This window comes from Terriglobales bacterium (genome assembly GCA_035567895.1).
Classification (GTDB): domain Bacteria; phylum Acidobacteriota; class Terriglobia; order Terriglobales; family Acidobacteriaceae; genus Gp1-AA112.
Genome location: DATMPC010000088.1, coordinates 39,564 through 64,377, shown reverse-complemented (window position 1 = coordinate 64,377; position 24,814 = coordinate 39,564). Strand labels below are relative to the sequence as shown.

The window sequence follows — 24,814 nt, the reverse complement described above, 5'->3', positions numbered from 1 at the left end:
CGCTTCGGCTCGATTCCTTAATTGGAACTCAGAAAGGGCGCTTGGAGCGGAAGGGAATTCGTACGACTGCTTCGAGGTCTACCGGGCTGCCGTCGCGGGTGCCGGGAACGAAATGCCAGGCGCTGAGCGCCTTGCGTGCATTTTCGTCCAGGCGATCGTCAAAGCCCTCTAACACTTTGACTTGTGCAACCGTTCCGTCGGCGCGGATCACGGCATAAAGAATGACCATTCCCTGAACGTTGTCCTTGATCAAGTCTGCCGGATACGCTGGGTCGACTTCGCGAACGACAATTGGAGCCGTGACCTCACCGGCCTTGGAACTGATGCCACGCTCGGCAAACCGGAAGATCCAGCTTCCGCCCGCTGAGGTCAGATTCGGCGTGTTCAGTGCCATCGTGTAGTACTTGCGTCCGCGGAAGACGCTTTGGTCCAGAGCATCCGGCTCATCCACAACGGTTGCCACGCGAGGTGGTGGCAGGCTGATTCTGGATGGGCGAGCCATGGCAAGGAGCGTATTCCCAGATGTGGAATTCAGCGAGTTCGCCAATCCCTGAGTAGTAGTGATCGGCGCGCCGTTCAGAATGCCGTGCGGCACGGCCGCTGCGACGATTCCTAGTTCATCCTTCGTCGCTGTCGGTGAGTCGCCGCCAGGGCCAGCGCCACCCGCGAGTTTGGCTGGTGCTCCCGTAGAGTTCTCGGTAGCATCCGGGTGTCCAGCAAAAGTTCCTCGTCGGTTGCCGTCGGGCAAGCGCGGCGCTCCGGCCACTGGAGTCGAGTTGATGGAGATCAACATGCCCGAGGCTGAAACAGCACTTCCGGCGGCGCTCAGATCGGGTGGAGGGGCAAGCGGCTCGGCCGCACCCGGCACTTTCCCTGCAACTCCGGACGCGTTGGCTACTGTCTTGATGTCAGGAGGCGGAGCGATCGGCTGCGCTGGTCCTAGCGTCGCCTTGTTCAATTGCGTGCTCGCGGCGGTTTTCAAATCGGGAGTCGGCGCGATTGGTTCGGGCGTGCTGAGTCCCGCGAGAGTATGACTGGCAGAAACAGTAAGTTTCGGCTCGGGATTCACGGCGGCGGGTACCGGAGCAATGTTTAGCTTGGCCAAATCTCGCACGCCATTGGTCACGACCGGTGGCGCAATAGCCGCCGGCTGCGGCAAAACGGGAGAGCGCAGTTGTGCGCTCGCCTTGGTGACATCAGGCGGAGGAGCAACGGGAGTCGTGTCAAACACTGGCGCAACCAGCTTTGGAGTGTTCGACGCCACCGCGGCAACCGGAGGCGCTTGCGGCACGGAACTCGAGAGCACAATGTCCGGCACGGGAGCGCTGGCTAGAATCTTCGGAGCATCTGGGGCAACGATTGTGTGCGTTGAGTTATCGGACCATTTTGGGATGGCCATCGCCTCAAGTACACGCCGGCGAGGCTCGCCGCGAGACGCATTCGCAGCACGCGAACTCCTGCTGATCACCGGCGCTATTCGCTTCTGAACGATCTCCGGCGGAGTTGGCTCCGAAACAAGTATGTCCTCTTCGGGGTTTATGTACGTAATGCGATCGTTATGGAATGTCTCGATCTTGACGATGCGATTCCAGTAGAACGGCATCGAGAGCACGTAGATCAATCCGGCAAAGATGACGTGACCGGCATACGAACGGAACATGCTCTTCCGGTTCAGTTGCTGATCGACAAATACGTCTCTCCAGAAGATGCCGGGACGGAAACCGAGCGGCGGAGTTGGCTGCTCGCGCTTGAAAAGGGAGGTTACATTGTTGCGAAGGGAAGGGAACCAGGGTGGAAGCTCCCAGTTCAGGCGGACTTCGAGTTCCCGCGTAGCCGCAGGTTCGAACGACGACTTCTGCGACCCACTGCCAGGAACTGCCATGCGAATCCCGTTTACTTACTGAGTAGCTGGATTATACCTTGATAATTAGCAAATTTCGGGTAAGAAGAATGCCTCAAATGGTTACAGTACTCCGTCCTATCCCGCTAAAAATCATGGTCGTGGCCCTGCTGACAGTGTGCCTCGGCTCGCCTCTCCTCCTGAGCGCCCAGGGGCACGGAAAGAAGCATTCTGCGCCACATGTTCAAACGAGCCAGTCTGGGGACCACATCTCCGGGATGTACACGTTCCTGCGCGATGGCGAGTTTGTCCAAGTTACCGTGGAAGAGGGCAAAGTATCAGGCTTTGTCTCGCGCTTTGGCGATCGCGACAGCGATCGCGGCGTCTTTCTTGATCAGTTCTTCAGCAAGGGAGCCCTTGACGGCAAACAACTCACCTTCACAACCAAGCCCATACACGGCACCTGGTATGAATTTGCCGGAGTGATCGGTCGCGGGCAGGCGAAGACTCCCGATCAGGAAGGCTACTGGACAATCCAGGGAACTCTGAAACAATTCGACCTGGACGACAACAAGAAAGTCTCGTCAAAGTCGAGGGAAGTGACCTTCAAATCGTTCCCACAGGAAGTGGAAGACGCCGGTGTGCCCAAGCAGTAGCGCCATTGTGTTGATTCTCTTGACTTAAGAAATATTTACAACCGAGTGCGCCGATTGCCGAGGAGCGCGCATCACATGCGGGTTAGAGACTGGTAGAGAGCCCGCCAACCATAGCGAAGCCTCCGGAGGACATTAACGTGAGCACGGTTGAAGAATTCCTGGTTCCTGAAACGCTGCAAGGACCGTACGCTGACTTCTATCGCCGCGCCATCACGGAGTTGATCTACTGGAAGGTGCTGCACGAGGGAGACGACTATCGCGCGGAGATGAACATCGCTCCCATGGACTCCCTGGCCTTTGATGCAATCGGAATCCAGCGCGGCGAAGCCTGAAGGAAATCGGGTGATCGGGCCATCGGGTGAAGTAACCGGACTTCTGGGACTTCAGACTTTTCCGTCTAAGTCACTGGATCAAAAAAGGGAAACACAATCATCTCGCGCTTTACTTCACCCGATCACCCGATGGCCCGATCACCCGATTCCCTCTCAGTCCACAGTCCTAACATCTTCCGGCAACATCAGCACGACTTGGCACTGATGTGTGCTCTCGGTACAGGTCAGTACGCCTCGGCGGACTAGCTTGATCGGTGTGTCGTCTGGAAATTGCACTGGAAAGGCAGCCGTTTGCAGCTTTGCGGTGTAGCTGCGCAACGCCTCATCGCCGCGCACGAACTTCACTTGATCGGGCTTTAATGGTTTCCCATCCTGGGAAATCGGCGCGCTGAACGTAAGAAAGAACTCGCCAGTCGCGTTTTTATTCGACCATGGCAAACGCACACTTCGCATCACTTGCAGCTCACTGCGGGCGCGCTCTAACTCAGCGACATCCAGTTTTGCATCCGGCAGCAGAGACTTGAGATGCTGTTCCGCTTCTGGCACCTTGTGATTGGCGGTGGTTGCCATCGCATAATGGCGGATCGCGTCCTGTTTACGGCCAAGTTTTTCGTAGAGCTGCCCAAGGTGATCCCCGACCTCCGAGTGTTGGTCGAGCAGCCACGCCGCCTCGATGTACCGTTTGGCCTTCTCCAGTTGGTTATTTTGGAAGTACACCCATCCCAGCGTGTCCCAATAGCTGCCAATGCTCATCACCAGGCCCACATCGTTCAGAGTAACGTGATCGGCGTTCACATTCCGCAGCCCGGCCTCAGTGGCGGAAATTGCCGATTCGGCATAGGTGAGTGCCTTGTCCAGATGAGTGCGGTGGGTCGAAAGTTCGTAGGCGACGTTGTTCCAAATGCCCGGCGCGGGAGCCAGCTCCACGGCTTTGTCGAAGGCAGCGAGAGCTTTGTCAGGCTGGTTTACGTTGAGATACGCGCGGCCGAGGTTCGCTTCGAGCCCCGGATTCTGAGGCGAGATCTGTACTGCGCGTTCTAATTCGGGAACCGCCTCGGCATAGTTCTTCTGCTCAAGGTACAGCGAACCCAGATTTCCGTGCGCAAACTGGTCGAGTGGATTGACCTCAAGCTGTTTCTTGTACGCGACAATGGCCTGGTCATATTTCTGCTGCGACTGATAGCCAAGGCCAACATTGTTGTACGCAAATTCGTCGAACGGATTGATCTCGATCTGCTTATTGAAGGACGCAATCGCATCGTCGTATTTGCCGAGCGCCAGATAAGAGCGGCCAAGATTGTTCCAGGCATCCTTGTGCTTTGGCTCAAGTTCGACAACTTTCCTGAACAGTTCAGTCGCAGCCCGCAGATTCTGATTCTTGAGCGCCGCCATGCCGGCGTCGTTCAGATCGTCGGCCGACATTCCGCTGGGAATGTTCGATCCCGAGTTTGCCGACAGACTCTCGACGAAAACGCTCTGATTTCCGTCCGCAGCCACGGCACGAACGAACGCGCGCAGATCAGGCCCGCGATTCGCGGCGATCTCGCGCGAGTTGAGCGCGAGATCCTTGCTGACCGTAATCGTTTGCCCCTCAAGCTTGTAGTCCGAAGCGTAACTCGCATAATCGCGCTTCAGGTTGATTGGCACAGGAGCGCGATAGTTGTAGCCCTCGGGCAGCTCGATCTTTATCGTCTCGTGAGACTCAAGAGGCGCAGCAGCGAACTCGAAAGGCTTTGTGCGATCGTCATCGTCATCGGTGAGGTTCGCCCAACTCATGTCGAGTCGCGGCAGAGGCACCGCGAGCTGCGAAGTTTTCGTTGTCCAGTCGAGATAATTCGGCTGCGAGAGTGAGTAGCTGAACTCCAGCGGATGATGAGTATCAGAGGGATCGCTCACCTTCACATCCGTCACGTCTCCCGTGAGCCCTTGGTAGGCATTGACGTACTCAATCACGCGCTTCCATTGCGTCTCCGGAGTGCCACGAAACGCGACTCGGAAAGCAAGTTCCGCGTCACCGCGAACCATGTAGTTGTACGTTGCGTCCAGCTTTCCGATTTGATTGATCTTGGCTGCCACCTTGAGCGACTGAAGATTGGCCGTTGGGAGGTCGGAAGGTGTGGTCACAATCTGCGCCGGTGCATTCGGAGGGATCAGCAGAGCCTTCTTGTTGCGAATAGCTGCAACCAACATGCGGAACGGCGCAACCTCTGTGGTGGAATCGAGCCACAGGCCGCGCATGTCCCCCGCTTTATCCAACCCGGATTTCAAAGGCACAAAGGTAATGACGTGATCGAACTGCGACGGCGAGGGCACGCTCTCATCGAGCTTGCGCGCATGATGAATCAGAACCGGATAAGCCTCCAGCCCACTTCCTTTGAGGAGCGATGCCAGCAACGTGTGTTTGTCTTTGCAGTCGCCGTAGCGATTGTTCAGGACATCATCCGCCGAGTGCGGCTGAAAACGTCCCACACCAAACGAGATGCCAACATAGCGATAGCGCGGTGCGACGAAGTCGTATAGCGCCTCGATCTTGTCGGTATCGGTTTTCGCCGAGGCGGTAAGTTCCGCTGCTTTCGCGCGAATCGTCTGGTCGGGCTTCACGCGATCGCGCTCCAGCCCGCTGTACCAGCGTCCAACCTCGTCCCATGATTGGAAAGTGCTCAACTGCACGTCAGGGATGTCGTCATCCGGATCAACCTGCTTCTTCTTTTTCTTGTTCTTCTTTGCGGATGCCGAATCGTCGTCATCGACCTTCAGCACCTTGTTCTTCCACACATACGTCGCGCGCCCTGCGGCGGTTGTGACCACAGGTTGCGCGCCCGTAGTGCGCATCTTGAGCGCGCGTCCAGCGGGCACATCGATCTGCAATTGCTCGTCGAGCACGATCACTTTGTCGATAAACTGCTGCTCCCACCAGAACTGGCCAGGCGCGAGAGGCTCAAACTCGTTGACCTTGAAGTCATATTCGAGGACGTCCCCCGCCGCGAGTCCCGGCACAACGAGGTCTTTCTGATGCAAGTCGCTATACACCGGCGCTTCGCGAGCCACAGGCGCGGTTAAGTCCTGTACCGAATCGGGACCAGCAACACTCACCGCGCCGTTCGGCTTCGTCACCCTCACCGATACGATTTCGATCTTGTCGTTGGCTGCGTTGTAAGGAAAGTGCAGCTGCCCAAACTCCTGGACACCCGCCTGAGTCTGCACGCGAATTCGCATGATCTGCTCGCGCTGCGAGGTGCCGTTGTTCTCGAAGCGAATCTTATTCACATACTTCTCGATCACGAAAGCTTGCTGAGAATAATCGGCCGCCTTTTCCGCGGCAGCAGGCGGAGCAAGCGGCGTCTTAGCCTTGTTCTCCTGCTGGACCGGGGATTCCTGCGTCGCCTTGCTCGGATCTGGTTTCGTGGGAAGTTCTTGTGCTAGAAGCAGCGTTGCGCTGACGAAAAAGAAGAAAATAGCAGTACTACGCATATGTTTCAGTTCTACTCTGAACTCCCAAACCCTGCAATCGGACATTGAGTCTAGACATTAGCTTGTGTCTCTACCAGAACGATTCCCCTCCCCTTCGCTTGCTGTTACTTTTTGGCGTTGCGCCCATGAACCTTTCGTGCATAGGCCAGGCTGAACATCTCCGCTAGACTGAGGCGGTCAATCGCGTGAAAGCCATGAAAAAATGGTTCGGCATCGGCGCACTTTGCGCGTTACTAACTGTCTTTTGCGTTGCCCAGTCACCCTGGGATCAGATCCGGCAAAAGGCAGCGACCGCTGCTAAAGCCGCCGGCGGCAATCGGGGATTATCAAACGACAAGATCGTTGCCGGCCTCAAAGAAGCGCTCACGGTGAGCACTCGAAACGCCGTAGCTTCGACGGGACGCGTCGATGGCTTTCTTAAAAACGAGGCGATCAGGATTCTATTGCCGGAAAAACTTCGCAACGTAAGCAGCGGCTTGCGCGTCATAGGCATGGGCTCGCAGGTAGATTCGCTCGAAGTTGGCATGAATCGCGCCGCCGAGCAGGCCGCGCCCGCAGCAAAGCAGATCTTCATCAACGCCGTGACGAGGATGTCGTTCGCCGACGCCCGCCAGATCCTCTCCGGCGGCGACACCGCCGCAACCGAATACTTCAAACGCCAAAGCTCAGACCAGCTGACCGAAGCCTTCGCGCCCCTGGTTCACCAAGCCATGGAGAATGTTGGAGTCGTGCGGCAATACAACCAGTTCATGCGCAATCCCATGGCCGCACGCGTCGCCAATTCACAGCGATTCAACTTGGACGAGTACGTCGTAGGCAAGACCATGGACGGCCTCTTCTACGTGATGGCGGAAGAGGAAAAGAAGATCCGCAAGGATCCCATGGCGCAGACAACGTCATTGCTGCGCGAAGTGTTCGGCAGGAAGCAGTAAGGACCTTCCGGAACCCAGGAAGCCGAATCCGGCATTAGCGAATATACAGCGATGGCGAATAAAAGCAATTAGAAGCCCGTGGCGAGGTTCTTGCCGCCTCAGAAGTGTCCAGGAGCCACCGCTTCTCTCCGACGCCTCAAAACGCCTGCAATCGCAGATTTCCCAATCTGGCAAAATCACTGCCGGCGGCGGTAGCCGCTGGGTTCTGTAATAAGGATGAAAAATCGACTTCATCACACTCAGGACGCTGCAATAGCGGCGCCAGAGTTTTCAATCCATTTGCATGGAAGCCGCTGCGCGCTGGTGCGTTATTTTGAGGCAGAATCGCGCACTTTTTGGGGCACTAAAGCGCAGCTTACGAGGCATTTTGAGGCACCGGAAGGGCATCCCAAAGGCTTTGCGGTCGCTTGGCAGACGTTTTCAGCCGCTGTATTAAGGTGCCTCAGCAGCTGTCTTTCTGGAATTCGCCAATCTGTGATTAACTATGCGATTCGCAGTCGAACAGTCTGATGCGACGGAGGAGGATTTTTGAGGTCGCAATTTGCGACCTCAAAGAAAGCTCGCGCGAAGCGTTCCGGATAGAGGAATTCTAAGTGAGCAATCCTACGACTGCGCAGACAGATTACTGTCCCACCTGATACCTAAGCACCGACAAGGTTGAAAGATATGCGTATCTCGCATTCGTATTCCCGATCTGTGCATCAGTTTGCTGGAGCTGGGCCTGGCTGAGTTCCACGATGGAACTCAGGCCGAGGTTATAGCGCGTTTGGGCTAGATCGAGGGCCAGGCTTGCCTGCTGCAGCAGCTGGGCGGTTACGCTTACGCGCTGGTAGGCGGTGTTTGCTTCGAGCCAGGTGACGCGGACGTCGCGGGCGATGCGGTCGCGCAGGTCGCGAGTCTGCTGCTGGAGGGCTCCGGCGCGGAGATCGGCTTCGTGGGCGCGCCCGGAGAACAGGAATCCGTTGAAGATGGGAATGCTCATGTTGACGCCGACTCCGCCGTACCATGATGTGGTGATCTGGTCGGCCCGCACTGGGGTTCCTCCGACTGCGCCCAGCGCGCTTATGCTGGGGCGATTCAATTCGTGCTCGGCCCGGGCGAAGCGTTGCTGCGCTTGCCATTGATCGTCGATCGCGGCCAGGTCGGGACGCGATCTTAATGCTTGCTGCACCAGGTCTTCCTGATTGTCGGGTGGCTTGGGGACGCAGGCTGACGGCGCGTCCGGCTGACTCCCCGCGCACGACGCAGAAAAGCACCCCCGGCTACTGCAGGGGGTTCTGTCCTCAAGCACGTATGTCGCCTGCTTCTCGAATCCGAGGATCTCATTCAGATCGGCGAAGGCTCCGTCCTTCTGGTTCTGGGAGTCCAGAAGCAAAAGTTTGGCTTGGGCGAGATTGACGTTGGCAAAGCTGAGATCGAGGTCGGAGCGCAGTTTGTTTTTGGCCAGTGCCTCAACTTGGTCGGCCGTGGACTGGCGGGCGTTGACTGTCTGCTGAGCGACTAGCAGTTCGGCTTGTGCGCTTAGAGCTCCATAGAAGGCTCGATCGACGGCGAGGGTTACGTCGGCGGCTGTGGCTAGCTCGGATTGTTCTTGCGCCTTCTCTCGCAATCCGGCGGAGGCTACCAGGTTTTGGGTGCGGCCGAAGTCGGTGATCAGTTGTCCGATGGTGACGCCGGCGCCGGCGCGCTGAAAGACGCTGGGATTATTGAGGACGCCGGCGGTGATGCGCGTGCCCTCGTGGGCGTCCACTGCGGTGAGGTTCGCGGTGGCTGACGGCAGCTCGGCGGAACGCGTTTCGCGTGTGACCTGGTGCTGCGCGAGCGTCAGCAGCTTGGCGACGCTGATCTGCGGATTGTTCTTCAGTCCTAATTGTTCAGCGTCGTGGAGAGTGAGGCGGACTACGTCTGGAAGTTGGGGAGATGTGGTTTGCGCCAATGTCCAAGCCGACGCGCATAAGCACAAGATCAGCGCGGAAAAACAAAAGCGTTTTGTCATTTTCTTTCTCAACTCTGTTGTCCCACGGTCTGGGGCTCTTCGCGGCGATGTATAAGCAGGTAGGCAGCCGGAACCAGGAAGACGGTGACGACGACGGAGACGGTCAATCCGCCGATGATGGCGCGGGCTAATGGGGCGTACTGTTCGCTTCCAGCCTCCAACGCCAGAGCCATCGGGATCATGCCGAGGATGGTCGCGAGGGAAGTCATCAACACTGGCCTAAGTCGCATGCGGCATGCGGTGGAGACCGCCTTCTCCAATGGCATCCCTTCGCTGCGGAGGTTGCGCGCTACGTCGACGATCAGAATGCTGTTCGAGACTACGATGCCGGTCATCATGATTACGCCCATCAGCGACATGACGTTCAGGCTGGTGTGGGTGACCAGAAGAAAGATGATGACGCCGGCGATGCCGGGAGGAACTGCGAGCAGGATGATGAGTGGATCGATGAAGGAAGCGAATTGGGCCATGAGGATGAGATAGACGAGGACGATGGCCAGGAGGAGTCCGATGCCGAAGCTCTTGAACGACTGGCGCATGCCTTCGACGGATCCACGGACGGAGACCCGGACGTTGTCGGGGATTTTTGTTGCGTGAATGATTGCGTCTACCTTGGAGGCGATGCTGCCGAGATCTTCGCCTGAGGGCGCAACATAGACGTCGATCACGCGCCGAAGTTGATAGTGATCGACCTCGGTGGGCGAGAGGAACGCTGCGATGGTCGAAACTGCGCCTAGTTGCGTGGTGTCTTCGGCTTTGGGAGAGCGCAGGGGGATCTGCTTGAGGTCGTTCATCGACTGGATTTGGGCGTCGGGATATTGCACCGTCAGCATGTAATCATTGCCCGTTTTGGGATCGACCCAATAGCTGGGCGCGATCATCTGGTTGGAATTGAGCGCGGTGATTACGTTGTTGACGACTTCGCGCGATGAGAGTCCCAGGCGCGAGGCCATCTCGCGATCGACATCCACCTTGAGGGCGGGATAGTCGAGGTCCTGGGGAATGAGGACGTCGCCTACGCCTTTGAGGCCGCGAATTTTCGTTGCCAGCTCTTGGGCGGTTTTGTAGGCGGATTGCAGATCGTTGCCGCCAACCTGAATGTCGATCGGCGCGGGAAGACCGAGGTTGATGACGGCGTCGACTAGTCCGCCGGATTGGAAGTAGGTCGAGAGTTCCGGCAGGTCGCCGGCGAGCTTGGCGCGGACGCGGTTCATGTATTCGTAACTCCCGACTTCATGTCCGTCGCGCAAGCTTACCTGCACGGTCGCGGTATGTTGCCCGGAATTGCTGGTGTACATCGCCGAGTAATCGGGCACCACGCCGATGTTCGAGACGACCACTCCCAGATCGCGCGGCGACACGACATCGTGGATGTCCGACTCCACTTTCTTGATATACCTGTCTGTCATTTCAAGACGTGTGCCAGTGGGGGCCTTGATGTTGATGACAAATTGCCCTGGATCCGTTCTGGGAAAGAAGGAAACTCCAAGCAGCGGATAAAACGCGAAGCTGAAGAGACATACGCCCAGAATTCCGATCACTGCGGCTGCCGGCCGCAGAAGGGTGCGGCGAATGCTTACGTCATACTTCGATAGCATGCGCTCATAGCGCTTATTGAACCAACGAACGAATCGTCCGAACATTGAACGTCGCACGTCATGTCCCTCTTCTTCATCTGCCTCCAGCTTGTGAATGAACTTCGCGCAGAAGAGTGGTACTAGCGTCATCGCGACCGCATACGAGGCAAAGAGAGACAGCACGACGGCGAGTGCCAGAGCTATGAAGAGAAACCGGCTGACTCCGTATAAGAAGATGACCGGGAAAAAGACGATGGCTGTGGTGAACGTGGCAGCCAGAACCGGCAGCCCCATCTCCCGCCCGCCCTTCTCTGCTGCCTCTTCTGCGGATTCGCCCATCTCCAGGTGACGAAAAATGTTTTCCAACACCACAACCGAGTTGTCGATTAATCGGGAGAATGCGAGCGCTAAGCCACCCAACACCATCGTGTTGATGGTGCTTCCGCCGGCATTGAGCGCAAGGAAAGCTGCCAGTGCCGAAAGCGGAATGGAAAGCATTACGGCGACAGTGGCGCGCATGCTGCCCAGGAAGATCAATATCATTAGGGCAGTCAGCACGAGGCCGATGCCGCCCTCGACTCCGAGATTCTTGATGGCAGTTTTCACATAAACCGACTGATCGAAGACGACCTTAGCGACGAGGTGCTTGGGAACATCGAAAAGGTCGCCGAGAGCCGACTTGATTCCGCTAACGATCGCGATCGTATTGCTGTCGCCGCCTTGTTTCAGAACGGGAAGATAAACCGATTTCTGGCCATCGACGCGGACAATGTTGTTCTGTATCTGCGCGGCATCCATTGCGTGGCCAACGTCGCCGACCATCACAGAGGCGTTGCCAACTGTCTTCAGCGGGAGTTGATTGATCTCAGCCGTACTCGGCAGCTGGCTATTGGTATAGATGTTGAAGTCCTTCGGGCCAATGCGCACGTCGCCGGCAGGAAGGATCATGTTGGAATCATTGATCGTGCGGACGACATCCATCACGCTGAGCTGGTGCGCCTGCAGTTTTACCGAATCCACGTACACCTGAATCTGCCTGTACTTGCCGCCGAACGGTTGTGGAACCGAGGCTCCGGGCAGGTTCGCTACCTGGTTGCGCACGTTGTATTGCCCGAGATCGCGAAGCTCCGTCTCACTCAATCCGCTGCCTTTAAGCGTGACCAGGCAAACCGGAAGGCTCGACGCATCGAACTTCAGAATTACTGGCGGCAGAGTGCCGGGCGGTAAGCGTCGCAGATCGGCCATCGCCAGATTGGAAATCGTGCTTACGGCCGCATCGGCGTCTGTTCCCGGCTGGAAGTAGATTTTGATCAGGCTGACTCCGGGAAGAGAGCGCGACTCCATGTGATCGATGCCGCTGCCCAGCGTGAAGAAGCGCTCGAATCGTCCGGTGATGTCTGATTCAATTTGCTCAGGAGGCATTCCCGAATAGAACGTTGCCACGACCACAACGGGAATGTTGATGTTGGGGAACAGGTCCACCGGCATTCTGGAAACGGTGACCACGCCGACGACGAAGATCATCAGGCACAGCATGATCACAAAGAATGGATACTTGATCGCGAAGCGTGACATCGGCTATTCCTTCCCCTCGTCGCTCGCAGTCGCTGTAAGGGCACTTAGCTTTGGATCGACTAATTCTCCTGCCTGATATGAGCCAAGGTTGGCGACGATCACTCGCTCTCTCTGCTTCAAACCAGAAACGACTTCGGCGGAGTTGGCGTCCTCAATGCCGGTTTGAATCGCGCGCACTTCAACGCGATTGTCATTGCCGACTACCATTACCGTAGGATTGCCTGCGTGATTCACGGCCTGGATTGGAATCATCAGGGTGTCTGAGTGCTCCTGGACTCCGAGCACGACATTGGCAAACATTCCGGGAGCGAGCTTGAGCTTCTGATTGGGAACGTCGATTTCCACTTGCTCGGTACGTGTAGCCCGATCAAGAGCGCCAGTTGAACGTGTAACCTTGCCGCTGAAGTGTTCGCCTGTTGCCTGGACTGCGATGTCGGCTGATGCTCCAGAATGCACGCTGCTCACGAGCGATTCCGGAACGGGAATCCTCAAGCGCAAAGTGTTGACCTGCGCAATCTTTACTACGGGTTGTGCGCTGCTGCTCGACGTGCCTGCCTGCACTAGCGCGCCAGTGTCAGCGTAGCGCCAGGTCACCACTCCATCGAAAGGCGCGACGATTCGGGAATAATCCGACATCGCGGAAACCTGAGAATGATTCGCCTTAGAGACATCCAATTGCTGGCGTGCCGCTGAAAGCGCGGATTTCGCCCCCTCCACTTGCGCCTCGGAGGCGCGATCCTTCGCCTCTGCGTTGTCGAGTTCTTGAGCGGCAATCAGCCCCGGACGCGATTCAGCAGCGTGCTTGAGACGAAGGGCCGCGGCGTGGAGTGCTGCATGATCAGCTTCATCGCGTGCAACTTCGTTCTGTGCGCGGAGAATTTCGTCCTGACTGTGTCGCACGCCGGCATCGGCGCCTTGTACCTGCGCCGTAAGCTCGGGTACCTCAAGCACCGCAAGAACCTGGCCCGTGCGGACGCGATCGCCGATGTCGACATTGATCTTGCGAATGTAGCCTGCGACCTTGGCATGGAGCTCGACCTCCTGATAGGGCAGGAACTCCCCGGCAATCGACAGAGTGTTGGAGATATCTCCGCGACGAACCAGAGTGATAGGCGCGCGCGGCACAGTACTGCCGGCCACGTTTGATGGGGCATTCGCTCGCACGCGGGCTGCGACGACAAATCCGAGAATGACACAGACAATTGAGATCCCGACAGCTGGGATCATGTACCTGCGGTGGACTAACACAAGATTTCCTCGCGATCGTTAGTTCTCGGGCCACAGGAAATGCCGGATCAATGAAATGATCCGGGATGCTGCGCTGCGACTCGAGTTGGTGAATGATCAGTAAGCCCGAAATTCCAGAGTTCAGAGCCGGGCCGGAGAGGAGACTAGATGGCTGGTGGAGGTCTTAAGAATCTGTGTAGTTGAAGTAATTCGAATGCCGTGGGAGTGGACGTTTGAAATTGTGCTCGAGGCCAGCGCAACTTCTCGCGCAGCGGTCGCAAGAAGATGAAGGCCACGCTGAAGATTGCCAGCACCAGCGAACTCGGTGTCTGTGCTTCCATCTTCTGTCCGTTAAGCCAGAGCTTCGCACTGCTCGGTCCGTTCACAGATGGAGGGTAATCATAGGCGGACAACTTCGCATTCAGCGCCAGAAAGAACACCAGGAGCGACAGAATCACTATCCCAAATCGAAGTTGCGTCGCCCGGCGAGGCATCAGAGGAGAAACTCCAGCCTTATTATACTTCGTCAGCTTACTCAGGAAGTTGAACCGATTGTGAATCATCAGTGGGCCTCAGGCTCTAAGTCCTCCGAGTTACCTATTGAAACGCTGATCATCGTTGGCTTTGCTTCACGACGAGTCGTGTACTCTTAAATCCATTTTTGGGCATTCATCTCGTGAACCGGAGCTGCCGTGATGAGGTTGCTGCTGTCACTTCTGCTGATTGCGTCCTTCATTTCCCCCGCTTCGAAGCCATCGCCGCCGTTAGCCCGAATAGCGCACGTGGCGTTTCGGGTGAGTGATGTTGCGAAATCTCGAGAGTTCTACCAGAAACTGGGATTTGAGCAGTCCTTCGAGTTCAACGATCCCCGCAAGCCGCCGGTTTCCTACATGAAAGTCAACGACAGTCAATTTATCGAACTGTATCAACGCAAGGACGACACTCAGCCTCTTGGACTGATGCACGTCTGCTACGAAGCCAGTGACATTGAGGCCGTGCAGAAGGAGTACGTGCAACACGAGATCAAGGCTCCTGAGCCCAAGAAGGCCCGCGCCGGCAACATGCTCTTGGTTTTTCGTGATCCTGAAGATCAGACCGTCGAATTTACCCAATACATGCCTGGCTCACTGCATTTCGAGGATCGAGGAAAGCATTGGGCGGAGCATCGAATCGGATCGCATCTAGCGAGAGCCACGATCAACGTCCGCGATCTGCCTGCGGAGCGTTCTTTCTACAGCGACAAACTTGGATTCGAGGACCTTGGAGCTAAGAGCGCAGGCAGGCTGCGAGTGCCAGGCGCTGCTGCTGACGAAATCGAGCTTGACGCTGGTTCGCCGGCAAAGACGCGGATTGCGTTGTCGGTCCCGAATGTGGAGCGCGCGGGTGAGGAGTTGCGTCAGCGTGGGTTGCCTGTGCGGAAGGATGGCGAGGGAGTGGCGGTTGTTGATCCGGACGGGGCGGTGGCTGTATTTGCTCGTGGGCGGTGAAAAATCCCGACAAAAGCGGATGAAACCACGAAGGACACGAAGGGACACGAAGGATTGTTGTGGCTTCGTTCCGATCTCCTTCGTGTCCTTCGTGGCTAGCTTTGGCTTTCTTCGGTGACTCCGTGCATCCGGGCTCGCATCCATCAACAGCAGATCCCCCGCGCCGCAACCGCCGTGTTTCTCGAGTCGATCGACTTAATCGCGGGCGGCGCGAGGGATGACAGTATCAAAATGGGATTTGCGCGTTCATCGAAAAGCGACTGCTGAAACAATGCCAAGATCCTCCTAGGAGAGCCAGGACGCAGCAATCAAGTCCGATGCATTCCGGGAGATCCTTCGTCCGCCGCGGCGGACGAAGGATGACAGCCTTAAACTAGGGCCTCAGGATGACAATGGTATTGACACAATGTTCTCCACGGTATGCGTCGCTGCTTTTGTCAGCGGCAACACTTCCGCACTCAACTCGATTCGGACCTCTCTCCCGGGCTGGAGTGTTACGGCCAGTGGCAAACACTCGAATCCTGGGACCAGATTGAACGTTCGTTCGCTGGGCACCGCACCGAAGCCGTTCGGCGCATCAGTCCGCACGATGAGCGATCCTTTATTCTTAGCAATGCGTACTGTCTTCGGATCAATGCTGTGGGCCGTCTCCTCGCGATGCGCGATTACTGGAAGAATGAACCGCACCGGAGCCGGGCCAGCCTGATCAACTCCGGCCACGATCTCTACCTTGGTTGGTGTAAATCGGTAGGACAGTTGATAGTGCATCTCGTTCTTCGGCATTGGCTGATGCGAAGCTGTTAACAATCGTCCGTGCGCATCAAAAGCAACTTCGTCTGGACGACTGGTTCCCGTCAACGATGCGTCGAAGTCGCTCAGACTTGTGTATGTGAGATCGCTCGCGCACTCGATGCGCGGAGTGAGCGTCATGTGCGGATAGTCGCGATGCGCCTGCTGGTTTGAGATCTCGAGTGCCTGATACTCGGTCATACTCGCCGTGAGGATGGGGCCGAGCGCGCGATGATACAGGAGCGACAGGACTCCTCCACTCGCGTGACCGCCTCCGGCGCCTGCTCCTCCTGCCTGCACGTGTTCTACATACTCCCAATCGTTCTCGGTGACAGTGGCTCGCCAGTCGCCGATTGCAGCCAGCCGCGTGCCGATCTCTGGAAAGGTCTTCAGGCCATAGGCTTCGTCTCGGGGAAGAGTTAGCCGCTGCGCGGGTGCCAAATCGGAACCTGCGCGATCCAGTACCGTCGCCAGTGCCTTGGCATGCGTGAACGTGTGATGGATACAGGGCAGGTCTCCGTGGACGAAGTAATGCGGTCCACCGTACAGCAGGCCATTGTGGGTGCAGGCTGCCATGAGTTCAAGATTGCGCCATGCAACCTCGCCGAACTTTGGCTCGTGATGCGCCAGCAAAACAAACGCCGGATGGCAGCCGTCGCTGGTGCGGCTCCCCCACCATGTCCACTTGTAGTTGCGGCTTCCCCAACTGTTGTCCCAGGCGCCATCAGGCAGCATGAATTCCATGTGCGTTTTCAAGGCGGCGATCACACGGTCTAGCACCGGCTGATCGTTTGTCGCGAGCGCATAAAGCGTCAGTGAGGGCAGCGATTCTTCGACGTTGTAGCCGAGGTCAACCGGATGACATCCTTTGCGAGTCACAGCTTTCACCGGATGTCCCTCGCCGAACAGGATCCCATTCGGAGTGAAGTAGTCGAGGCTTGTGTGCGCCATCTGCCGCGCACGGTCGAGCAGGTGTGAGTCTTCCAGCACCTGACTGCAGAGAGCAAAGCAGTAGGAGCTGGTGACCGGATAGTTGATGTTTCCGGTCTCGATGGTCATGAAGCCATCGAGAAACTTGGCGGCTCGCGCCAGGCGATCAGTCCACTTGCGACGCGTCGCGGCATCGAGAAGCTCGCCGTGGTGATGCAGCGCCTCCGCCAGTGCAATGGTGTGGAAGACGGTAATGCCCTTCCATGAACTCAAATTGACGTCGTTCACCCAACTGCCATCGGGACGGCTTACCTGCTGCTCCGTCCATTCGTGCACGCGAACGGCCGCATCGAGGTATTTCGAGTTGCCAGTGCTCCGAGCCATGCGCAGGAAGGGATAAACGGCGTCGCCGCAGCGTCCGTGAATCAATACGCAAGCAGGACAGAGCAGACCGCCATAGAGTGCGGGTTCGTGGATAGCGGTCACCTGGCGAGCGATCATGCCATCGCACCATGTGGTCAAGAGATCGGCGTAAAGGTTTGCTGTTCCCTTGGATTGATCGGGAGTCTGCCTTTGCTTCTCGCCTGCGATGGTCCAATTCGGGAATGCCAGTGTGGCTCCAGCCGTGGCGGATAATCGAAGCATCTCGCGGCGTGTAAGTGCACTTCGTGAGTCGTCTTCATTCATGGAGGGGACATTCTAAAGAAAGGCTTGTTGAGTCCCCGAGAAGTTTCAGGCTTCGAAAAACCGTCGGATCTGCGGCCAGTACTTCCGGACGATGTAGTCGGTGCTCAAGTGACCGCCACGCGCGAGCAGCTTCAGCTGGATTCCAGAACGCAAGGCGAAGCGCTCGACCGATCGCCAGGGAATGTAAGGATCATCCTTCGCGTGAAACATCAAGATCTTTGACGCTGTGAGTTCGTGAATGTGGTGTGCTGGATTGAAGAAGGTGCCGTTGCTTAGCTTTGCCCAGTTCTTCTCTGAAAGCCGATAGCCGTTGCCAAAGGCTTCGCGGATGTATGCCACGTAACTCGGATTCGAGGTCTCTTTCTTTTGTTCCTTTGGAAGAATGCTCCAATCCACGACAGGGCAATTCGCGATCACCTTCCTTACTCGTGGATCGAGAGAGGAAAGGATGGCAGCAGTTCCGCCGAAGCTTCCTCCGATTATGTAAATCTCCTCCGGTGAAAGGGCAAAGGTCGTCCCAAAGGCAGCCTCGCGAATTCGACTTGGCAGCTCGTCAATGATGTCGCTCAGATCCTTAGCCGGCGACTTTTCAAGGAAGCGGCCGCCGCTCTCCCAGGCTCCACGCCAGCGTGGGTAGATCACCCAGTATCCTTTCTGGGAGAGAAACTGTGCCAGCGGTTGTTTCCGTGGAACAGAAGGCATTCCGTCGCAGAGAATGATTAATCTCTGTCGCTTAATTGAGCGAGCGGGAAGTAGAAACTCGGCGACGATTTCCTTGCTGAAAGTAGTCCGATACATCTCCGGGCAGTATAGGCGGATCGCACATTGTTAAGAGCACCTGGTCGTTGATTGACATGCTCCCCCTTCATGACCTACCTTCGCCTGTTTGTCCCAATACAACATGACTCGATCAATTGCAGCACTCCTGTTTGCGTGCGCCTCGCCACTTGTAGTCTCGCAAACATCTCCAAATCCTCTGACCACCAGCGGCGCTCCGCAGGCGCGCCAAGTTGAACGGGCGCAGCCACCAGCCGCACCTCCGGTTACCTTAGGAGCGGTGAGTGCCTCTCATCAGTTGCCGAATGGCGTGGAGATAGCCAGCGAAAACGGGCGCTTGCAAATCACTGTTCTCCAAAATGACGTGATTCGCGTGCGCGCAACTCGCGGCTCGGAGTTTCCGCAAAGGTATTCCTACGCTGTTCTGGCGGTTCCTGCTGGAGTGCAGTCTGCAGCGGCTAAGGCGCAGGTGCGAGATGCGCCGGATCGAATTGAGTTGAGCACAGGATCGCTGCAGGTGCGAGTCGATCGACGCGATTCAACCATCAGTTTTCTCGCTGCCGACGGCACTCCGATTTCACGCGACGCTGCGTCGATCACGTGGCAAGGCGAGACGTTTACGGTTACGAAGTCCATGCCGGAGGACGAGCACTACTACGGGCTCGGCGACAAGGCGGGACCACTGGACCATCGCAATCAGGCCTTCACCATGTGGAACACAGATGCTTACGCCTGGCAGGAGTCTACCGATCCTCTTTACAAGACTCTGGGATTCCTGGTTGCTCTGCGCAAAGGCACAAGCTACGGAATTCTTCTCGACAACACCTATCGCCAGCACTGGGACTTGGGGAAGGCGTCGGCAGACGAGTACTCGTTCGGCGCCGATGGCGGTGAAGTCGACTACTACTTTATTTATGGGCCGCGTCCGAAGCAGGTGGTGAGCACGTTTACTGCGCTGGTGGGCCGGTCTCCGCTTCCACCACTCTGGAGCCTTGGATTCCAGCAATGCCGGTACAGTTACTTTCCTGAATCCCGTGTGCGCGAAATTGTGCAGACGTTCAAGCAGAAGAAGATTCCGCTGGACGTGATCTACCTCGATATCGACTACCAGCGCGAGAACCGTGTGTTCACGGTTGATCCGCAAAAGTTCCCTAACTTCACCGGAATGGTTCGTGACTTCGCGAAGCAGGGCGTGCGTACGATCGCAATTACCGATCTGCACATCAAGCAGGAGCCTGGATACGCTCCTTACGATACTGGCAAAGCGATCGATGCTTTCATTAAGAACCCTGACGGCAGCGAGTATGCAGGCCGAGTTTGGCCCGGGACCAGTGTCTTCCCCGACTTCACGCGCAAAGCTGTGCGCGACTGGTGGGGCGGCCTCTACAAAGAATTTGTCAACAATGGTGTGGCCGGTTTCTGGAACGATATGAACGAGCCTTCCGTGTTCGACGTGCCGAGCAAGACCATGCCCGTCGATGCGGTCGATCGTGTGGAGGAACCGGGCCAACCCAGTCGTCAGACAACTCAGCGCGAGATCCATAACGTTCTCGGCATGCTGAATTCTCAAGGAACGTATGAAGGGCTGCTGAAGCTTCGCCCGAACGAGCGGCCTTTTGTGCTCACGCGCGCAACTTACGTCGGCGGACAACGTTTCGCCGCTACGTGGACTGGTGACAATTCGAGCACTTGGAACCACATGCGCATTTCGGTTCCAATGCTCCAGAATCTCGGTATCAGCGGCTTTCCCGTTGTGGGAGACGATATCGGCGGATATAAAGGCAGCCCGCAGCCGGACCTGCTCACGAAATGGTTGGAACTGGGCGCCTTCAATCCCATCGATCGCGACCATACCGAAAAGGGAAGCGCCGACCAGGAGCCCTGGGTGCATGGTCCGCAGCATGAAGCCATTCGCAAGCGCTACATAGAAGAGCGGTATCGTCTGCTTCCATACATTTACACGGGCATGGAGCAGTCTTCCCGAGATGGGATCCCGTTGATGCGTCCGATGTTTCTCGAGTATCCGGATCAGGAACCGCTACTCACCGAAGGCGAATGGGCGAACAGTCAATACCTGTTCGGCCACGATCTGCTGGTTGCGCCTCAGCCCTACGAATTCCTCCAGGATGTCCGCGTGATGCTGCCAAGCGGCAATGTCTGGTACGACTACTGGACGGGCAAACAGCTTCAATCCGGTGAGATCACGGTGAAGCCAGCACTCGACACCCTGCACGTCTATGTTCGCGGCGGCGCGATCATTCCACGCCAACCGCTAATACAAAGCACTGCCGAGAAGCCCCAGGGTCCATTGGAACTGCGTGTCTATCCCGACCGCACCTGCCAGGGTTCGCTGTACATGGATGATGGGGTGAGCTTCGATTACACGCATGGCAAGTATTTGCGCGTGGATTACACCTGCGAAGGATACGAAGACGCCCTGCGTATGAAGATCTCGCCACAGCTGGGAAGTTTCACGCCGTGGTTTAATGAAGTGCAGGCGGTGATCTATGGAGTAAAGCGCCAGCCCGTAAGCATCACCCTGGACGGCAAGGCCGTCAAGCGAGCATCGTTCGATTCTGGTTCGCAGACGCTGACTCTGCAGTTTCCATATACTGCGGGCGGCGGTGAGTTGAGACTGAGCTGCGGAAGTCCTGGTCAGAAATCAGAAGTGTGCTTTGCCATGGGGCAGCCCCCCAGCGTTCCAAAATGAGAGGGCCGTAGGCCCGACTGGCCAAACGTGAGCCCAGTCCCGGAAGGGCTGGGCTTGCGATTCGAAACAAACGAGCGCCATAGGCGCGGTACCTCTCCAAAATGCGAATACCGCGTTGCGGTTTAGACCTCGCCAATCGCAAAATTGATTTCGGCTAAACGCAGTGAGTGTCGCGCCTACAGCGCTCAATTCAACTCAAATATGGTCCCAGCCCTTCCGGGACTGGGCTCGCGTTTGGCCAGCCAGGCCTACAGCCCTCTGCCTCTGAGAGTGTCGGAGTTCTGGTAGTGACTAATCTTCTCAGTGGCTCCCAAAAATGGAAACGGCTCCGCTGTGGTTGCAGCGGAGCCGCCGGGGGACGAAGTCAGTGAACTAGTCTCCCGAAGGCATAAGCGCCACTTCTTCCTCATCGAATCGAGGAAATACCTCTGCTTTCGCTTCAAACTTCGCCGCATGACCGTTCGGCTTCGCATGCCCATTTGTCTTTTCATGGCCAATGCTGGCTGTATGACCATTCGTCGGAGCATGCGTCGTTACCGGCTTGCTTTCGAATTGCTCTGCCTCTGTGGATCCTTCGAGCGCGCGGGTGGAAGTCTGTCCGGCCGAGATTACGGTCGCTACTGCGTCGAAGTATCCGGTGCCAACGAAGCGCTGATGTTTTACTGCGCCGTACGCAAAGCGCTCTGCGAGATCGAACTCGCGCTGCTGTAATTGTGAATAAGCCGCCATTCCTGTGCGCGCATACTCGCGAGCCAGCTCGAACATAGAAAGATTCAGCGCGTGGAAGCCCGCCAGCGTGACGAACTGGAACTTGTAGCCCATCTTCCCCAGCTCGCGCTGGAAGTTGGCAATGTCGCTGTCCGAAAGCTTTGCCTTCCAATTGAATGATGGCGAGCAGTTATAGGCAAGCAGCTTGCCGGGGAACCTGGCGTGGATCGCTTCCGCGAAGAGGCGCGCTTCCTCCATATTTGGCTCCGACGTCTCGCACCAGATCAGATCCGCATACGGAGCATAAGCCAAGCCGCGTGCGATGGCAGCGTCGAGTCCGCCACGCATCCGATAGAAGCCTTCCACCGTGCGCTCGCCGGTGATGAACTCGCGATCGCATGGATCGCAGTCGCTAGTGAGCAGCTGTGCTGAATTAGCGTCGGTGCGGGCAACCACGAGTGTCGGTACGCCCAGGACGTCGGCAGCGAGACGAGCTGCGACCAGTTTTTGTACCGCCTCTTGAGTTGGGACGAGGACTTTGCCGCCAAGATGTCCGCATTTCTTCGCCGAAGACAACTGATCTTCAAAATGTACGGCGGCAGCCCCAGCCTCGATCATCGCTTTCATCAACTCAAAGGCGTTGAGGCACCCGCCAAATCCAGCTTCGGCGTCCGCGACGATGGGGAGCATCCAGTCGATGGTGTCGCGTCCTTCGCTGTGCGCGATTTGGTCAGCGCGCAGTAGAGCGTTGTTGATCGCTCGTACCACATTGGGAACGCTGTTCGCGGGATAGAGGCTCTGGTCGGGATACATTTGACCGCCCAGGTTTGCGTCAGCGGCCACTTGCCAGCCGCTCAGATAGATGGCTCTCAAGCCGGCGTTCGCCATTTCTACCGCTTGGTTCCCGGTCAAGGCTCCCAGGGCTGGAACATAAGGTTCTTCGTGCAGGAGTTTCCAAAGCTTCTCAGCCCCCTTGCGAGCAAGCGAGTATTCAATTCGGACGGTTCCGCGCAGGCGCTCAACATCTTCTTCTGTGTAGGGGCGAGTGATGCCTGCCCAGCGGGTAGCGTTCCAATCCCAATCTGCGGTTTGCGTTCGAATCATGGCTCTCTCCAGAAAAGTCTTGCTGCCTGCAAGTACGTCCCATTAGAAGCAAAAAGTGAGGATCCGGCAAGCGGAGTAGTCCGAATCGGACCAGTAAACGCTGGAGCCGCCTTCTGTGAAAACTAACAATATAGCGCTGATAAATAAGAGGTTACATACATAATCAACGGATAGAATAGCTGGAATCTCAGGCCGCTATAGACCGATATGGATGAGTGGGCTACAATCCGCCCATGTCGGCGCTACTCGGACTCACGGGCATCCTGAACCAAGCGCTCGCCCTTCGGCGCATCCAGGAGGGATTTCAAATCCTGGACGAGAACGCGAGTGAGCTCGAAAGGTTCGATCCTCAGCAAACTAGCGCGGCACATGCGGTGCTCTGTATTGCCGAGTGGGTGGATGCTGGCTATGCCGACCAGAGGTTGATCGAGTCTCTTCTGCACAAGTTTTCTGCCGAGCAGCGTCGGCGCATGCCGATCGGCGAATATCTGCTGCTGCGAATGGCGGAGGCGTTCAGTTGCATTGCAAAGGAGGACGCCGATTCCGCGATCAACCTGCTGCACTTCGTTCTTCAGGCGGAGCGTGAACTGAACGATCCTCGACTCGTGGTGCTGGCCCATTTCTGGAAAGGCCGCGCACACCGAAAGAAGGGTGAATACGATGCCGCGCTGCACGATATAGCTGAGGCTCGCCGCCTCGCGAGTCGCGTGCATGCCTCGAACCTTACTGCCTTGATCCACGTCCAGGAGGGCTGGATTAACTTTCAGCTAGGGCGTCCCAAAGAAGGACTGCGCCTGCTCGATCAGGCGGAAGCTGGACTCAAGTCCTCAGACGATTGGCTTGCCCTGGGAAACATCGAGTCGGCGCGTGGACGCATCGTACGGCGCTCCGGTGAGTATGCGCAAGCGCTTCATCATTTCGACAAGGCGGTTGCTATCTACGCCCGTCGCTACCCCAACCATCGCAATCTCGCGCGTGCTCTGGTGAACGCTGCGTACGTCAAACGATTGATTGCCCTGCAACTCCGCAAGCGCATTGATTCGCGTGTCCCTGGACCGAACAGAGGAGTCGATGAGGTTGAGTCGCGCGGCGCGACACATTCGCGCTACATCAAGCTCTGTCGTGAGGCCCTGGATCAACTACATCGTGCCGGGGAAATTTACGCTCATCATCAGAATCACATCGGCACTGGAACGGTGCTGGTGAACGCCGGACAACTCCATCTCGATCAGGGAGAGATTGATCGCGCTTCACAGGAGGCCGTAAAGGCGTACGAGTTAGCACAGCAAAAGCATGATCACATCCTGATGGCGCGTGCCCGCTTGCTGCAGTCAGCCGCCGAAAATGCGCGTGTGGAGGAGCAGATCGAAGACGCCGACCTTGCATTGCACGCCAACCTCGCCCGTCAGCATTCGGAAGAGGCCATTGCTCTGGCGAAACACACAGAGAATCGGCGGCTCACCGCCGGTGCGTACCTCGCTCGCGGAAACTGTGCGGCCAACGACTTCTTCCAGGATTGGGATGAAGCCAAGCAGTATGTCGAACTCGCGGCGTCGTTAATCGGAGTTGCGGATCGCGATCACCTGTGGGAAGAGATGGCCATGCTGAAATCGCGTATCCTGCGCGCATCCAAGATCGACGACACGCTCCGAGCCTGGTCCGAAGGAATGCTAGGGGAAAAGACTTTTCAGCAAGTCACCGAAGAATTCGCAGAGATCGTGATTCCAAAAGTCTGGATTCGCGAGGGCCGCAAAGTTTCGCGTGTGGCCCAACGACTGTCAGTGTCGCCCAAAAAAGTGCGCCGCATCCTGCGCAATGCCGGCTTGCTAGCTGCCGGAGAGTAGCGCGCACACAGTAGAGACGTATCCCTGCAGAATTGAAATTGTCCCCAGCCCTGCTGAAGCTTTTAAAAGGAAAGAGCTGCTTCCATGTGAAGCAGCTCACTCCGGAATTGAGACATGACATAAGCCGCGCGCTTGAGGTCAGCTACGACGGTTATCGCAAGCTCGGTTGGAT

General features: G+C 56.9%; 15 protein-coding genes. 6 read left to right on the top strand and 9 right to left on the bottom strand.

Annotated elements, in window-relative coordinates; translation table 11 throughout:
- Positions 1 to 28 precede the first annotated feature (28 nt).
- Positions 29 to 1,882, bottom strand: coding sequence for a TonB family protein (locus VNX88_18380; GenBank protein HWY70641.1), 1,854 nt, complete (start codon positions 1,880 to 1,882; stop codon positions 29 to 31).
- A gap of 77 nt (positions 1,883 to 1,959) precedes the next feature.
- Here VNX88_18380 and VNX88_18375 point away from each other — a divergent pair, with 77 nt between their 5' ends.
- The gene (locus tag VNX88_18375; protein ID HWY70640.1) at positions 1,960 to 2,496 is read left to right on the top strand and encodes a hypothetical protein; all 537 of its coding nucleotides are present in this window, start codon (positions 1,960 to 1,962) and stop codon (positions 2,494 to 2,496) included.
- Positions 2,497 to 2,633: 137 nt separating this feature from the next.
- Positions 2,634 to 2,828 carry a hypothetical protein gene (locus VNX88_18370; GenBank protein ID HWY70639.1) on the top strand — a complete coding sequence of 65 codons (195 nt, stop codon included), beginning with the start codon at positions 2,634 to 2,636 and terminating at the stop codon, positions 2,826 to 2,828.
- 153 nt (positions 2,829 to 2,981) lie between these two features.
- Here VNX88_18370 and VNX88_18365 read toward each other — a convergent pair whose 3' ends face one another.
- Positions 2,982 to 6,299 carry a DUF3857 domain-containing protein gene (locus tag VNX88_18365; GenBank protein HWY70638.1) on the bottom strand — a complete coding sequence of 1,106 codons (3,318 nt, stop codon included), beginning with the start codon at positions 6,297 to 6,299 and terminating at the stop codon, positions 2,982 to 2,984.
- 194 nt (positions 6,300 to 6,493) lie between these two features.
- Between VNX88_18365 and VNX88_18360 the strand changes: the two genes are divergently transcribed.
- The gene (locus tag VNX88_18360) at positions 6,494 to 7,231 is read left to right on the top strand and encodes a DUF4197 domain-containing protein (GenBank protein HWY70637.1); all 738 of its coding nucleotides are present in this window, start codon (positions 6,494 to 6,496) and stop codon (positions 7,229 to 7,231) included.
- Positions 7,232 to 7,853: 622 nt separating this feature from the next.
- Here the strand turns inward: VNX88_18360 and VNX88_18355 are convergent.
- The 4 genes from VNX88_18355 to VNX88_18340 form a co-directional block, all read right to left on the bottom strand.
- The gene (locus tag VNX88_18355; GenBank protein ID HWY70636.1) at positions 7,854 to 9,227 is read right to left on the bottom strand and encodes a TolC family protein; all 1,374 of its coding nucleotides are present in this window, start codon (positions 9,225 to 9,227) and stop codon (positions 7,854 to 7,856) included.
- Between the two features lie 8 nt (positions 9,228 to 9,235).
- Positions 9,236 to 12,379, bottom strand: a complete 3,144-nt coding sequence (locus VNX88_18350) for an efflux RND transporter permease subunit (GenBank protein HWY70635.1) — start codon at positions 12,377 to 12,379, stop codon at positions 9,236 to 9,238.
- 3 nt (positions 12,380 to 12,382) lie between these two features.
- Positions 12,383 to 13,606 carry an efflux RND transporter periplasmic adaptor subunit gene (locus tag VNX88_18345; GenBank protein HWY70634.1) on the bottom strand — a complete coding sequence of 408 codons (1,224 nt, stop codon included), beginning with the start codon at positions 13,604 to 13,606 and terminating at the stop codon, positions 12,383 to 12,385.
- 164 nt (positions 13,607 to 13,770) lie between these two features.
- The gene (locus tag VNX88_18340) at positions 13,771 to 14,100 is read right to left on the bottom strand and encodes a hypothetical protein (GenBank protein HWY70633.1); all 330 of its coding nucleotides are present in this window, start codon (positions 14,098 to 14,100) and stop codon (positions 13,771 to 13,773) included.
- Positions 14,101 to 14,301: 201 nt separating this feature from the next.
- Here VNX88_18340 and VNX88_18335 point away from each other — a divergent pair, with 201 nt between their 5' ends.
- Complete coding sequence (locus VNX88_18335; GenBank protein ID HWY70632.1) at positions 14,302 to 15,093, top strand: VOC family protein; 792 nt, start codon at positions 14,302 to 14,304, stop codon at positions 15,091 to 15,093.
- A gap of 381 nt (positions 15,094 to 15,474) precedes the next feature.
- Here the strand turns inward: VNX88_18335 and VNX88_18330 are convergent, their stop codons facing one another.
- The gene (locus tag VNX88_18330; GenBank protein HWY70631.1) at positions 15,475 to 17,499 is read right to left on the bottom strand and encodes a hypothetical protein; all 2,025 of its coding nucleotides are present in this window, start codon (positions 17,497 to 17,499) and stop codon (positions 15,475 to 15,477) included.
- Between the two features lie 45 nt (positions 17,500 to 17,544).
- The gene (locus VNX88_18325) at positions 17,545 to 18,201 is read right to left on the bottom strand and encodes an alpha/beta fold hydrolase (protein HWY70630.1); all 657 of its coding nucleotides are present in this window, start codon (positions 18,199 to 18,201) and stop codon (positions 17,545 to 17,547) included.
- A gap of 199 nt (positions 18,202 to 18,400) precedes the next feature.
- Here VNX88_18325 and VNX88_18320 point away from each other — a divergent pair, with 199 nt between their 5' ends.
- On the top strand, positions 18,401 to 20,986 hold the full coding sequence (locus tag VNX88_18320) for a TIM-barrel domain-containing protein (GenBank protein ID HWY70629.1): 2,586 nt from the start codon (positions 18,401 to 18,403) through the stop codon (positions 20,984 to 20,986).
- Between the two features lie 372 nt (positions 20,987 to 21,358).
- Here VNX88_18320 and aceA read toward each other — a convergent pair whose 3' ends face one another.
- Positions 21,359 to 22,798, bottom strand: a complete 1,440-nt coding sequence (gene aceA / locus VNX88_18315; GenBank protein HWY70628.1) for an isocitrate lyase — start codon at positions 22,796 to 22,798, stop codon at positions 21,359 to 21,361.
- A gap of 215 nt (positions 22,799 to 23,013) precedes the next feature.
- Between aceA and VNX88_18310 the strand changes: the two genes are divergently transcribed.
- Positions 23,014 to 24,642: a hypothetical protein gene (locus tag VNX88_18310; protein ID HWY70627.1), complete on the top strand. Its 1,629-nt coding sequence runs from the start codon at positions 23,014 to 23,016 to the stop codon at positions 24,640 to 24,642.
- The last annotated feature ends 172 nt before the right edge of the window (positions 24,643 to 24,814 follow it).

Bases quoted from the DNA above. Each gene is read 5' to 3' on its own strand.
- VNX88_18380 (HWY70641.1), bottom strand. From the start codon at position 1,882: ATGGCAGTTCCTGGCAGTGGGTCGCAGAAGTCGTCGTTCGAACCTGCG.
- VNX88_18375 (HWY70640.1), top strand. From the start codon at position 1,960: ATGGTTACAGTACTCCGTCCTATCCCGCTAAAAATCATGGTCGTGGCC.
- VNX88_18365 (HWY70638.1), bottom strand. From the start codon at position 6,299: ATGCGTAGTACTGCTATTTTCTTCTTTTTCGTCAGCGCAACGCTGCTT.
- VNX88_18360 (HWY70637.1), top strand. From the start codon at position 6,494: ATGAAAAAATGGTTCGGCATCGGCGCACTTTGCGCGTTACTAACTGTC.
- VNX88_18355 (HWY70636.1), bottom strand. From the start codon at position 9,227: ATGACAAAACGCTTTTGTTTTTCCGCGCTGATCTTGTGCTTATGCGCG.
- VNX88_18350 (HWY70635.1), bottom strand. From the start codon at position 12,379: ATGTCACGCTTCGCGATCAAGTATCCATTCTTTGTGATCATGCTGTGC.
- VNX88_18345 (HWY70634.1), bottom strand. From the start codon at position 13,606: ATGATCCCAGCTGTCGGGATCTCAATTGTCTGTGTCATTCTCGGATTT.
- VNX88_18340 (HWY70633.1), bottom strand. From the start codon at position 14,100: ATGCCTCGCCGGGCGACGCAACTTCGATTTGGGATAGTGATTCTGTCG.
- VNX88_18335 (HWY70632.1), top strand. From the start codon at position 14,302: ATGAGGTTGCTGCTGTCACTTCTGCTGATTGCGTCCTTCATTTCCCCC.
- VNX88_18330 (HWY70631.1), bottom strand. From the start codon at position 17,499: ATGAATGAAGACGACTCACGAAGTGCACTTACACGCCGCGAGATGCTT.
- VNX88_18325 (HWY70630.1), bottom strand. From the start codon at position 18,201: ATGCCTTCTGTTCCACGGAAACAACCGCTGGCACAGTTTCTCTCCCAG.
- VNX88_18320 (HWY70629.1), top strand. From the start codon at position 18,401: ATGACTCGATCAATTGCAGCACTCCTGTTTGCGTGCGCCTCGCCACTT.
- aceA (HWY70628.1), bottom strand. From the start codon at position 22,798: ATGATTCGAACGCAAACCGCAGATTGGGATTGGAACGCTACCCGCTGG.